This is a genomic window from Microcoleus sp. MON1_C1, from assembly GCF_036701945.1.
GTDB lineage: Bacteria > Cyanobacteriota > Cyanobacteriia > Cyanobacteriales > Microcoleaceae > Microcoleus.
In genome coordinates this window covers 1-12,940 of the sequence record NZ_JAUBRO010000006.1, presented here as the reverse complement: position 1 = coordinate 12,940, position 12,940 = coordinate 1, and the positions used below count along the sequence as shown (strand labels likewise).

Here is a 12,940-nt window from a genome sequence, read left to right as displayed (position 1 = left end):
TTAGAGGCGATCGCAAAACACTCGCCCAAATCCGCACTTAAGCAGCTATAATCGTTAGCTATTCTAAATAGTCAGATACAAACGCATTGCGATTTGTGAGGAGACGAATGAACATACTTGGAATCTCGGCGTATTACCACGACAGCGCCGCAGCCTTAATTCGCGACGGAGAAATTATAGCGGCAGCGCAGGAAGAAAGATTTTCCCGCAAAAAACACGACGCCAGATTTCCCAAGAATGCGATCGCTTATTGCCTGAAAGAAGCGAAAATAGATTTGCGGGAACTCGATCACATAGTCTTTTACGACAAACCTTTAGTCAAATTCGAGCGCCTTCTCGAAACCTATTTAGCCTACGCGCCCCAAGGTTTTCGCTCTTTCCTAACAGCCATGCCGATATGGCTCAAAGAAAAGCTTTACCTCAAAACCATGCTCAAAAGAGAGCTTGCAGAAATGGCAAACTGCAAAACGAATAAACTGCCATCTCTGCTATTTACCGAACACCACCAATCGCACGCAGCATCGGCATTTTTTCCCAGCCCGTTTCAAAAAGCAGCCGTTTTGTGCCTAGACGGCGTGGGCGAGTGGGCAACAACCTCGGTTTGGTTGGGAGACGGGAACGAACTTACACCTCAGTGGGAAATTGATTTTCCCCACTCCTTGGGTTTGCTTTATTCAGCTTTCACCTATTACACCGGCTTCAAAGTCAACTCTGGTGAATACAAACTCATGGGTTTAGCTCCTTACGGCGAACCCAAGTATGTAGACAAAATTCTCAACTATTTAATCGACCTCAAAGATGACGGAACTTTCCGTTTGAACATGGATTATTTCAACTATACTGTTGGCTTAACCATGACAAACAAGAAGTTTGACGAACTGTTTGAAGGGCCGCCGCGTCAAGCTGAAGGAAAATTGACTCAGCGAGAAATGGACATTGCAGCTTCCATTCAAGTTGTTACCGAAGAAGTTGTTTTGCGGCTTTGCAGAACAGTTAAAAAAGAATTGAATGTCGATTATCTTTGTCTTGCCGGCGGCGTTGCTCTCAACTGCGTTGCTAACGGTAGACTCTTGCGGGAAGGTATTTTCAAAGATATTTGGATTCAGCCGGCGGCGGGAGATGCTGGCGGTGCTTTGGGCGCGGCTTTGGCGATTTGGTACCAGTATTGCGAACAAACTCGCACTGTGAGCGCCAACTCGACAGCAAATAGTATAGAATCCCTCAAGACTGAGCTTGTCACTACAAACGCAGCGGTTGAGGAGAGGACTTCCGTTGTCACTACACACCAAGCGGTGGCAACTGTGGCGAAATCAGTTGCTCATTTAACTTGTCACGACCAAATGCGGGGCTCTTATTTGGGGCCGAGGTTTACTGACGCAGAAATTCTCGAATATTTGGATGCTGTCAAAGCCAGCTACCACCGATTGGACGATGCCGAATTAATGCCGCAGTTGGCTGAGATTTTGGAACAGGGAAATGTGGTGGGATGGTTCCAAGGGCGGATGGAATTTGGGCCGCGGGCTCTGGGCGGTCGATCGATCATTGGCGATCCCCGTAGTGCTAAAATGCAGTCCGTGATGAACCTGAAAATTAAATATCGGGAATCATTTCGACCTTTTGCTCCGTCAATCTTAGCTGAGCGAGTTGCGGATTATTTCGAGATTGACCATTCTAGCCCTTATATGCTATTAGTAGCACCTGTCAAAGCCAGTCTCCGTATTCCGATGACTCCCGAACAAGAGCAGTTGTTTGGCATTGAAAAGCTCAACATTCCGCGATCGGAGATTCCGGCTGTCACTCACGTCGATTACTCGGCTCGCATCCAAACTGTTCACAAAGAAACCAATCCTCGCTACTATGACTTAATTAGTCATTTTGAAGAGCGATCGGGCTGTTCGATTGTCGTAAATACTTCTTTCAACGTCCGAGGCGAACCCATTGTTTGCACTCCAGAGGATGCTTACCGCTGTTTCATGCGAACCGAAATGGACTATCTGGTTTTGGAAAATTACTTGCTTCCCAAGTCCGAACAAATTCCTTGGAAACAAGATGATGCTTGGAAAAATGAATTTGAACTAGATTAGTCATTAGTTATTAGTTATTAGTTGGAACGCATAACTAATAACTAATTCCCAATACCCCATTCCCAATTCCCAATTTCCCATTTCTAATGAGCGACGAAATTAAAAAACTCGATAAAAAGGGCTTGCGCGATTTCGGGCTGCTAATTGGCAGCTTGATTGCAGTGCTGTTCGGTTTAGCAGTACCTTTACTGCGGCGGCATTCTCTACCTTGGTGGCCTTGGGCAGTCTGCGGAGTGCTAGTGCTGCTAGCATTGGTTGCGCCGAAATCGCTGAATCCCGTTTATCACGCGTGGATGCGCTTTGGACTTATTCTTAACAAAATCGAAACGCCGATCGTCCTAGGGATAGTTTTTTACCTGATAATTTGGCCGATGGGAGTGATCAAAAACATTTTCGGCGAAGATGCGATGCGACGAAAACTCAATCCCAAAATGGATACTTACCGCATCCCAAGTAAAACAAGAACAAAAGTTAGTATGGAGCGTCCTTTCTAAGTGTTTGAAGCAACTTTAGATTTTCTCAAAGATTTGTGGGCGTTTATGAAAGAACGCCAAAAGTATTGGCTGTTGCCGTTAATTGTGACTTTAGTCTTTTTGGGAGCTTTGATTGTATTGAGTCAGGGTTCTGTGATTGCTCCGTTTATTTACACCCTGTTTTGAAACAATGAGCAAGTTGAAAAATTTGGGTGTCAATTTAGGTTTGACACTCGGCGGTTTATTTATGGGGGTGGTAATTGGTGAAATTGGATTGCGGGCGGCCAAGATTGAAGGCTATCCCAAAATAGGAGCTTTGGTAGACTCGGCGCCAACTCATTTCCACACTGCCGATCAGAATTTGGGCTGGAAGCTGAAACCGGGTGTGTCGGGGGAGTGGAATGGGGAAGGTGCGAGTCTTGTGCAGGTGAATAGCGAGGGTTTGCGCGATCGCGAACATACAAAAGCAAAACCTCCAAATACTTTGCGTGTGGCGGTTGTGGGCGATTCTTTCACCGAAGCAATTCACGTACCTGTCGAACAAACTTTCTGGTCGAAATTGGAACGAAAGTTAGGCAACTGCGTGGCCGTTAAGGGACGCAAAAATGTTGAGGTTATCAATTTCGGCGTGCAGGGTTACAGTACTGCTCAAGAATTGATAATGCTGCGAAAAAAAGTGTGGGATTACAGTCCTGATATTGTAATTCTTGCTTTTTTTATTGGCAATGATGTAATAAATAATTCTCCGAAACTGGAATACGATCGCTACCGACCATTTTTTGCTTATGATGCTAGTGGCAAGTTAGTACCGGATATGTCTTTTCGCAATCTGGCGCCGATCGACCGCAACGAAAGAGCAGTTTCCTTCGTAGACAGGATGCCCAGTTTGCTCGTCAACAATTCGCGCATTTTGCAGGTCATTAAAAAGGTAGACTTAGATAGGAAAAAGCGGGAGTTATCCGAGGATTTTACCGAGTTAAGTACGCAAAACTTCAAGGAACCTCAGGATGCAGCTTGGCAAGAGGCTTGGAGGGTGACAGAGGGTTTGATTGTGACGATGCGGAATGAAGTCGTGCAGAAAAATGCTGATTTCTTGGTTGTGACGATCGGCGATGCGATGCAAGTTAGACCGGAAGCCCAGGAGCGAAAAAAATTTATGATAAAAAACAACATTCAGGATTTGTTTTATCCCGACAGGCGGCTGGAAAAATTGGGTGCGCGCGAGGGTTTTCGGGTACTGAATTTATCCGAACAGTTCCAACGTTACACTGAAAAATATCAAGTCTGCGCCCACGGTTTTGAGAATTATGTACCCTGTGGGGGTCACTGGAATGAACTCGGACACCGGCTGGCCAGTATCCTGATTAACCGAAATTTGTGCCAACAATTGAAGCAGTCTCAAGTCCCCAAAAAACAACCGTAATCAGTCAAATTTCATGAAAGATTCAACGGCGCTCGAAAAAGGCAAAAATATATTAATTATAATCGCGGTTAATTTGGCGATCGCCTTTATTTGTCTGGAAGCTTTGTCGCTAGCTTTTTATTTTATAAAACAAAAAGAGTTTTTTTATACCCGAACTAAAGGTAAAGAACAAGTAGTAGAAGATATTGAGCGGCTCGGAATTAGAGTAGATGAATCAATTGTAGAAAGACTGCACCCGTTTTTTGGCTACGTGCTGAAACCAGGTGCTTTTACCAATGAAAAATTCAAGTTAAAAGTCAACAAACACGGCTTTTTTTCCCTCTACGAATATCCCTTTGTTAAAACCCATAAAAAACAATTTATTATCGGAGTTTTTGGGGGTTCGGTTGCCAACAATTTTGCAGTAGATGAATATAAAAATCAAATATTGTCTAAAAAATTGCAGATTTATCCAGAATTTGCCGAGCGCGAAATTGTGGTGTTAAATTTTGGCAATGGCGGCTACAAACAGCCCCAACAATTATTAATTGTAAATTACTTTCTGGCTTTGGGTCAAGAGTTAGATTTAGTCATCAATATTGACGGTTTTAACGAAGTAGCATTGTCAAATTTAAACAACAAAGCCCAAGTAGAAATAGGAATGCCCAGCCTTCAGCACATACAGCCTCTGACGGGTTTAGCCAACAACAACTTGCCGCCGGAAGCGATGAGTTCGATCGTGGAAATTAACGAAACCAAAAAAGAGTTGAAAGCAGGTATTGACAAATTGCAAACTTGTCAGCTTGCTTTGTGTCACGCTGTTACCTCGCTACAGGTGAAACAATTAGTCAACAATTACCAGCAAGCCGTTGTCAAGTACGATACGCAAGTCAAACAATCCAACTCAGACACGGCAAATAGCAGTATAGTGTACATTCCCAAAGCTGACTCTGTTTTCGAGGATGCCGCTGCTTTTGACAAAATAGCATCGATGTGGTACCAATCGTCGATCGGGATGAATCAAATTTTATCAAGTAGAAAGATTAAGTATTTTCACTTTATCCAGCCCAACCAGTATTATCCCACTAAGCGAGCGTTTACCGCCAAGGAAAAGGAAATCGCGATTAACAAAGAGAGTCCTTACATTGAAGGGGTAAAAAAAGGTTATCCGGTGCTTTTGTCCAAAGTGGATGATTTGCAAAAAGCTGGGGTTAATATTTTTAGCGCAGTGAATATTTTAGACAATACAAAAGAGACGGTTTACAAAGATGCCTGCTGCCACTATAATTCAGTGGGAGAAGAAGTATTGGCAAATTATGTTTCCAGTTCTATTATTAAAGTAGTCAGGGAGTCGAAATAGAGGTTTATGAAAGATTTAAAAGTCCTCAACAAAGGACAAGAATTTCTAAAAATTGCTTTGATTAACTTAGCGCTTTTACTGGTTTTCCTGGAACTTGGTTCCTTGGGATGGTATTTTGTCAAGCACAAGCAATTTTTCTATAATAGAGAAAAGCCGCAAGATAAGTGGGCTTTAGGAATTAATTTAGAAGGAGTGCGGCTGAACGAGTCTATTGTCGAAAGATTTCATCCTTTTTTTGGATTTATTCAAAAACCCGGTCCCGACTTTCGCCCCGGTTTTAAAACTAACAACTATGGGTTTATCTCACCTTACAATTACCCTTTCAAAAAGACTAAACCAAATCAATTTGTTATCGGAGTATTCGGCGGTTCAGTGGCTTCTGGTTATGCAATATTTGAAGTTCAAAATCAAATTCTCCCTAAATACCTCAAACAGTTGCCGGGTTGGAAAGATAAAGAATTCATTATTTTATCTTTCGCCACGGGAGGCTATAAACAGCCACAACAGTTATTGGTTTTAAACTACTTTTTGGCTTTAGGTCAAGAATTAGATATGGTTGTCAATATAGATGGTTTTAATGATGTAGCACTTTCTAATTTAAACAATAAAAATAAAGTCGATTTGGCGATGCCAAGCATTCAGCATATTTGGCCGCTGGCTAACTTCGCGAATAATAGCCTTTCTACTAAGGCTATGGAAGCAACCCTCAGAATTCAAGAAAATAAAACTAGGATTAATCAGGGTTTGTCAAGTTTGCAAAACTGCTCTTTAGCTGCGTGCAATGCTTTGACTTCTGTTTACGTTCAACATCTAGTAAATAACTATAAAACCGAGCTTCTTAAGTTTGAAGAAGAACGGACTAAACAACAAAAAGATGACAGTGCCAGCGTTATTTATATCAATACTAATAAGTCGGTTTTACAGGATTCAGTAGCTTTTGAAGAAATGGCACGGAATTGGGCAAAAAGTTCAATTTTTATGCACAAAGTCCTGTCTGCTAGTAATGTACCTTATTTTCATGTTCTTCAGCCTAATCAATATTATCAGACCAAAAGGGTGTTTGGTGAAGCAGAAAAGCAGATTGCTTTTAACAAGGAGACTCCTTATGCTAAATCTGTACAAATTGGATATCCGGCTCTTTTCAAAAAGTTTCCGAATTTGGAAAAAAATAATATTAATCTAGTGAATGCTGTCACTGTTTTTGACAAGACTAAAGACGCTGTTTATGTAGATAGCTGCTGCCACTACAATCAAGCTGGAGAGGTGGTTTTCAGCAATTATGTAGGTCGTTCTATTCTGGAATCTTTGCGGAAAGATGAGGCTAGAAGCAAAAAGAAGTAGGTCTGAAATATCCGCTGAATGGTTGATGTAGGGTGCGCCTAGCGCACCTTACCGCTGAGTTTAAATTTTAGGTGTTTGGTTGGGTTCTAGGTCGATCGCCCGCTGAGTCGATCGGCATTACCAATATCTTATCAACTCGGTTGCCGTCCATATCGACTACTTCCACGCGCAAACCGTTCCACTCAAAATGCTCGGCTGCTGTGGGAATTTTGCCCAAATTTGTAATCACAAAACCGCCCATTGTGTGATAACTTCCTTTGTGTTCTGCTGACTCTTCGATTCCAAACAGCTCAAAAAAATCTTCGACTGCTAGCATTCCGTCTAACAGCCAAGAACCGTCTTCGCGCTGCACGGCTTCCGGCTCGTCAGCATCTTCAATCGAGGGAAAGTCGCCAACGAGTTCGACTAAAATGTCGTTGACTGTAACCAATCCTTGAATGACGCCGTATTCGTCTACCACCAAGGCAATTTGATTGCTAGATTGCTTGAAAAGCTCTAATACTTTTAACCCCCGCGTGCTTTCCGGTACAAATAAAGGCCGCCGTAAAGAGGCGCTTAAATCGAGGGGTTGACCGGTTAAAGTCCTCGACAGCATATCTGTAACGTGTACTAAACCGAGCACGTTGTCGAGGCCTCCTTGACACACTGGAAACCGAGAATGGCCGCTGCCGAGCATTTTTTGGCGGTTTTCTTCTACTGAGTCGTCGAGGTCGAGCCAGGTAAGATCGGGACGCGGGGTCATTAAGGCGCTGACTCGCCGATCGCCCAAACGAAAGACTCTTTCTACCATGTCTTGTTCGGCTTCTTCAAAGGTTCCGGCTTCTGTCCCTTGCTCTATTAAAACTTTAATTTCTTCCTCTGTAACTTGCGGTTCTGTTGAAGGCACAATCCCCATGATCCGCATCACTAAGTCAGTGGAATGACTTAACAGATAAACCGCAGGAGCGCCAATTTTTGAGAGCATTCGCATGGGAATTGCTACACTAGAAGCGATCGGCTCCGGGTTGTTGAGCGCTAGTCGCTTCGGCACGAGTTCGCCGATAATTAAGGTCAGATAAGTGATGGTTAAAACTGCTACTACTGAGGCGATCGTCTTAGAGTAGGGCGCGAGGACAGGAATCAGGTTCAACAAAGGCTCTACTCTTCTAGAAATCGTCGTTTCTCCAAAAGCGCCCGACAGAATGGCCAGCATCGTAATCCCGATTTGAACTGTCGGTAAGAACTGATTGGGGGCATTAGCCAGATCCAAGGCTACGCGGGCATTGGTTGAACCTTGGTTGGCCATCTGTTGCAGTCTCACCTTCCGTACAGAGATGATGGCCATCTCTGACATCACAAACAAGCCATTGAGGAAAATTAGCAGGAGAACAATCAGAATATCGGTACTTGGGGACATTTCTAAAATTTTCGGTAGTAACGGCTAAGCGCTCTGCCCGGTTAAAGGAGAAGCCTGCAAGCTGCGAATCTCGATCGCAAAAGCGAAATTTTTTCTAAACCTGTCACTAGATTAACGTCCCGGGCTCGATCGCGATCGCAGGATCGACATATTAAAGCAGAAATCTATCTCCAGTTAAGTTCCAAGGCGTCAAGAGCAGAGCGGCACAATCATGGATGTTTGTCGTACAATCTCCTTAACAGGCAAAGGGAAAGAGCCTTCGCCGATCGGGGATTAAAATTAAAAGCGCATGACTTTCTCTTCAATAATTCGTACCCTGGGGCGATCGCCCCTAGCCACAGAACTCCTCAACAAGCTCAAGCGCCATCGCTGCTTGCAACTCAACGGCATCGCTCGCTTGCCCAAAGGTTTAGTAGCTTCCGCCCTCGCACAGCAAGAAGGGCGGAGTTTACTGGTAGTGACGGCCACTCTAGAAGAAGCGGGCCGCTGGGTGGCAGGGCTGGAAGCTATGGGCTGGCAGACTGTGCATTTTTACCCAACTTCGGAGGCTTCGCCCTACGAGCTATCTTACTCCGACGAGAACGAAATGACTTGGGGACAAATGCAGGTGCTGGCGGATTTGGTCGAGAAACGAGAAACAAACGCTAATTCTAAGCCGATCGCGATTGTAGCTACCGAAAGAGCTCTCCAGTCTCACTTGCCGCCACCTGCTGTTTTTGAACCCTACTGTCTGACGCTGAAGCGAGGTGCGGTTCAAGACTCGAAGATACTTGACCGCCAACTGGTGTCGATGGGGTACGATCGGGTGGCTCTGGTGGAAATGGAGGGTCAGTGGAGCCGTCGCGGTGATATTGTCGATGTGTTTCCGGTGGCGGCTGAGTTGCCGGTGCGGCTGGAGTGGTTTGGGGATGATTTGGAGCAAATTCGGGAGTTCGATCCGTCTTCGCAGCGATCGCTCGATAAGGTCGAGCGATTAGTTTTAACTCCTACTAATTTTAACACAATTATTAAAGCAGTTTTATCTGAAAAAAAGCTTGACGCAATCAACCACCTAGGCTCTTTCGACCCCGAAAATGAAGTGGAAAATGAAGGGGAAAAATTTGTCCGCAGGCTGTTGGGTTTAGCGTTCGAGCAACCTGCATCTTTGTTGGATTATTTGACAGAAAATACTTTAGTTGTTATTGACGAACCCCAAGGGTGCGAAGGTCACAGCGACCGCTGGTTTGAGAATGCACAGGAACAGTGGAATAATTGCAATCGGGAATCGGCAGTTGCTGGTGAGGCCACAGAAAAATTGCCAATTGCTAATTTGAAAGTTCCGAAAATTCACCGCACTTTTGCTGAATCAATGGCAGATGTCGCAGCTTTCGATCGGCTAGAACTTTCTGAATTGGCAGAAGATTCTACTGCTAAAAAATTTCAAAGCTCTGCGGATATCGACCAGCTAGCGCCTGCGATTAATTTGGCCAGCCGGCCTGTGCCGGTGATGCCTCACCAATTTGCGAAGCTGTCTCAAATGCTCAGGGAAGAGCGCGATCGGGGTTTTACCATTTTTCTGGTTTCTGCTCAACCGAGCCGATCGGTTTCTCTGCTTTCGGAACACGACTGTCCGGCTCAGTTTGTGGTGAATCCGCGCGATTATTTGGCGATCGACAAGTTGCAATTGCAGCACGTTCCGGTTGCTTTGAAGTACAGCGGGCTGGCAGAATTGGAAGGTTTTATTCTGCCGACTTTTCGGATTGTTTTAATTACCGATCGGGAATTTTACGGTCAGCATTCTCTTGCTACTTTTAGCTACGTCCGCAAGCGCCGCCGCGCTGCTTCTAAGCAAGTAGACCCGAATAAATTAAGCCCTGGTGATTATGTGGTTCACCGCCAGCACGGAGTGGGTAAATTTATCAAGTTGGAACGTTTGACGATCGATCGCGAAACTCGCGAATATTTGCTGATTCAATACGCTGACGGTACTCTGAGAGTGGCGGCAGATCAGTTGGGGGCTTTGTCGAGGTTTCGGACTGTAGGCGATAAAGTACCGGATCTAAACAAGCTGACAGGCCAAACTTGGGAAAAAACTAAAACTAAGGTTCGCAAAGCTGTTAAAAAATTGGCAGTGGATTTGCTGAATCTTTATGCTAAAAGAGCTAAACAAACAGGTTACGCTTTTCCTCCTGATATGCCTTGGCAACAAGAATTAGAGGATTCTTTTCCTTACCAGCCAACCCCCGATCAGTTGAAGGCAACTCAGGATGTGAAACGCGACATGGAGGGCGATCGACCGATGGATCGCTTGGTCTGTGGCGATGTCGGTTTTGGCAAGACAGAAGTTGCTCTGAGAGCGATTTTTAAGGCGGTTACGGCGGGCAAGCAGGTGGCTTTGCTCGCGCCGACGACGATTTTGACCCAACAGCACTATCACACGCTCTCGGAACGTTTTTCCCCTTATCCAATCGAAGTGGGTTTGCTCAATCGCTTTCGCACTGAAACCGAGCGCCGGGAGATTCACAAGCGTTTGGCGACTGGGGAATTAGATGTGATTGTCGGTACTCAAGCTGTTTTGAGCAAAGCTATTAAATTTCGGGATTTGGGCTTGTTGGTGGTGGATGAAGAACAGCGGTTTGGAGTTAAGCAAAAGGAAGCGATTAAAGCTCTCAAAACAGAGGTAGATGTTCTGACTCTGACAGCAACGCCGATTCCCCGGACTTTGTATATGTCGCTGTCGGGGATTCGCGAGATGAGTTTGATTTCGACTCCGCCTCCCAGCAGGCGCCCGATTCAGACGCATTTGGCTCCCTATAACCCGGAAGTGGTGCGATCGGCAATTCGTCAAGAGTTGGACAGGGGCGGTCAGGTGTTTTATGTGGTGCCCCGGATTGAGGGGATTGATGAGTTGGCCGCTCAGTTGCAGGAGATGGTTCCGTCGGCCAGAATTGCGATCGCCCACGGTCAAATGGATGCTTCGGAATTAGAATCGGTCATGCTGACTTTCAGTGCGGCAGATTTCGATATTTTGGTGTGCACGACGATTATTGAGTCGGGTTTGGATATTCCGCGAGTCAATACTATTTTAATTGAAGACGCGCAGCGCTTTGGTTTGGGTCAGCTTTACCAGTTGCGGGGACGGGTGGGACGCGCGGGGATTCAAGCTCATGCTTGGCTGTTTTATCCCAAGCAGAACAAGCTGTCTGATGCTGCAAGGCAGCGGCTGCGGGCAATTCAAGAGTTTGCCCAGTTGGGTTCGGGCTATCAGTTGGCCGTCCGAGATATGGAAATTCGCGGTTCGGGTGATGTTTTGGGTACTGAACAGTCGGGTCAAATGGAGGCGATCGGTTTTGATTTGTATGCTGAAATGTTAGAGGAGGCTATTCGGGAAATTAAGGGTCAGGAAATTCCGAAAGTGGAGGACGCGCAAATTGACCTCACTTTGACGGCGTTTATTCCTGCAGATTACATCGCAGATTTGGATCAAAAGATGAGCGCTTACCGGTCTGTGGCTTCTGCTAATACCCCTGAAGAATTACAGCAGATTCAGGCTGATTGGTGCGATCGTTATGGGCCAATTCCTCTTCCAGCCCAGCAACTTATCCGTGTGGTAGAACTCAAACAAATCGCTAAAAAAATCGGTTTTTCTCGGATCAAACCGGAGAATAAGCAGCACATAGTTTTGGAAACAGCTATGGAAGAACCTGCTTGGAATTTGCTCAAGGCTAATTTGCCGGAACATTTGCGCTCTCGTTTTGTCTACAGCAAGGGGAAGGTTACTATTCGGGGTATGGCGGTTTTGACGGCCCAAAAGCAATTGGATAATTTGATTGATTGGTTGGGTAAAATGCAGGGCGCTTTGCCGGAAGCAAATGTTGGATTTTAATATATAATCCCCAAATCTAGCGCACCCCCGAAACCACAGAATAATACCGATGGAACCGGAAAAAATATTACTGCTGTTTTCATGATTGTTTTAGGGACAGGAATAATTAAAATCGTGAAAAGGTTAGTGAGTATTTTTTTGGCGATCGCGCTAGTGCAAGGAGTGCCTATGGCGGTTAAATCTCAAGAAATAATTGACCCGATAGACCGGGTTGTGAGCGCAGGATTGATGAATAAAGATGCCAGTGGCAACTTTAATGCTGAGGGCCTTGTCAGTCGCGCCGATTTGGCGATGATTTTAGTGAAAACTTTTGGTTTGGAACGGCGAAAAACAGCTCAGAAACCCGATATGGAATTGCCGGACGTACCGAAGAGTTATTGGGCTTACAGTGCGATTCAAACTGTTTTGAAAACGGGAACGATGAGTGGATATCGCGACGGAATGTTTTTCCCAAATCAAAGGGTGAGTCGCGCTGAAGCTTTGGCGATTTTTGCTCAAGCTTACGGGGTTTTTCAGTTTCCCGAACCCAGCATTTCCGAAATTTTAGCTAAGTATCCAGATGCAGGCGACATTCCTACTTGGGCTAGAAAGTCTATGGCTACTGCACTTTATGAAGGGTTTGTTAATCTTGATCTCGCAACTAATAAGATTAATCCTTTGAAGCCGATGACTCGCTGGGATATCGCTTACGCTTTGAGCAAGTATTTGGAGCGGCAGGTAAGGCCGACTTCTTTGCCTGTCCCGGCCGAGCAGCCTCCCGATCGCGGCGTGGGAAGGTGATAGTGTTGAGTTGTGATATCCTTTCCGGTTACACCGGAATGATGTTGACGGTTGACAGTTGACTGTTCACTGTCAACTGTCAACTGTCAACACTGAACTCGAATTTACTATAGCAATTCCATTTGAGATGTAAATATGGATTTCTCTGGTAAAATAGGAAAATTTGATAATAAATGAAAGGGAAGAAAGCAAATGGAAGCCAATCAAAATGAAAAAGAAAGACAAATAGAAGGTTTAAT

The 12,940-nt window shown here is 45.1% G+C and carries 9 protein-coding genes; 8 read left to right on the top strand and 1 reads right to left on the bottom strand.

What is annotated here, in order from left to right; genetic code table 11:
- Positions 1-107 precede the first annotated feature (107 nt).
- The 6 genes from QUA62_RS04695 (at position 108) to QUA62_RS04670 (ending at position 6,660) form a co-directional block, all read left to right on the top strand.
- Positions 108-2,084, top strand: coding sequence for a carbamoyltransferase (locus QUA62_RS04695; RefSeq protein ID WP_333283750.1), 1,977 nt, complete (start codon positions 108-110; stop codon positions 2,082-2,084).
- An 86-nt stretch (positions 2,085-2,170) separates the two neighbouring features.
- Positions 2,171-2,578: an SxtJ family membrane protein gene (locus QUA62_RS04690; protein WP_333402703.1), complete on the top strand. Its 408-nt coding sequence runs from the start codon at positions 2,171-2,173 to the stop codon at positions 2,576-2,578.
- Positions 2,579-2,743 (top strand): DUF5989 family protein, encoded by a 165-nt coding sequence (locus QUA62_RS04685; RefSeq protein ID WP_190657062.1) that lies wholly within the window; start codon positions 2,579-2,581, stop codon positions 2,741-2,743.
- Between the two features lie 4 nt (positions 2,744-2,747).
- Positions 2,748-3,980, top strand: coding sequence for an SGNH/GDSL hydrolase family protein (locus QUA62_RS04680; protein WP_333402702.1), 1,233 nt, complete (start codon positions 2,748-2,750; stop codon positions 3,978-3,980).
- A gap of 13 nt (positions 3,981-3,993) precedes the next feature.
- Positions 3,994-5,319, top strand: coding sequence for a hypothetical protein (locus QUA62_RS04675; protein ID WP_333402701.1), 1,326 nt, complete (start codon positions 3,994-3,996; stop codon positions 5,317-5,319).
- Positions 5,320-5,325: 6 nt separating this feature from the next.
- The gene (locus tag QUA62_RS04670; protein WP_333402700.1) at positions 5,326-6,660 is read left to right on the top strand and encodes a hypothetical protein; all 1,335 of its coding nucleotides are present in this window, start codon (positions 5,326-5,328) and stop codon (positions 6,658-6,660) included.
- 67 nt (positions 6,661-6,727) lie between these two features.
- On the opposite strand, the gene QUA62_RS04665 is transcribed toward QUA62_RS04670, so the two are convergent.
- Positions 6,728-8,056 carry a hemolysin family protein gene (locus QUA62_RS04665; protein WP_333218361.1) on the bottom strand — a complete coding sequence of 443 codons (1,329 nt, stop codon included), beginning with the start codon at positions 8,054-8,056 and terminating at the stop codon, positions 6,728-6,730.
- 289 nt (positions 8,057-8,345) lie between these two features.
- Between QUA62_RS04665 and mfd the strand changes: the two genes are divergently transcribed.
- Together mfd and QUA62_RS04655 are read left to right on the top strand one after the other, a co-directional pair.
- The gene (gene mfd, locus QUA62_RS04660) at positions 8,346-11,921 is read left to right on the top strand and encodes a transcription-repair coupling factor (protein WP_333402699.1); all 3,576 of its coding nucleotides are present in this window, start codon (positions 8,346-8,348) and stop codon (positions 11,919-11,921) included.
- A 126-nt stretch (positions 11,922-12,047) separates the two neighbouring features.
- Positions 12,048-12,701, top strand: coding sequence for an S-layer homology domain-containing protein (locus QUA62_RS04655; RefSeq protein WP_333402698.1), 654 nt, complete (start codon positions 12,048-12,050; stop codon positions 12,699-12,701).
- Positions 12,702-12,940: the final 239 nt, after the last annotated feature.

Excerpts from the sequence above, each read along its gene's own strand:
- QUA62_RS04665 (WP_333218361.1), bottom strand. The coding sequence starts at position 8,056 with ATGTCCCCAAGTACCGATATTCTGATTGTTCTCCTGCTAATTTTCCTC.
- QUA62_RS04670 (WP_333402700.1), top strand. The coding sequence starts at position 5,326 with ATGAAAGATTTAAAAGTCCTCAACAAAGGACAAGAATTTCTAAAAATT.
- QUA62_RS04680 (WP_333402702.1), top strand. The coding sequence starts at position 2,748 with ATGAGCAAGTTGAAAAATTTGGGTGTCAATTTAGGTTTGACACTCGGC.
- QUA62_RS04675 (WP_333402701.1), top strand. The coding sequence starts at position 3,994 with ATGAAAGATTCAACGGCGCTCGAAAAAGGCAAAAATATATTAATTATA.
- mfd (WP_333402699.1), top strand. The coding sequence starts at position 8,346 with ATGACTTTCTCTTCAATAATTCGTACCCTGGGGCGATCGCCCCTAGCC.
- QUA62_RS04695 (WP_333283750.1), top strand. The coding sequence starts at position 108 with ATGAACATACTTGGAATCTCGGCGTATTACCACGACAGCGCCGCAGCC.
- QUA62_RS04690 (WP_333402703.1), top strand. The coding sequence starts at position 2,171 with ATGAGCGACGAAATTAAAAAACTCGATAAAAAGGGCTTGCGCGATTTC.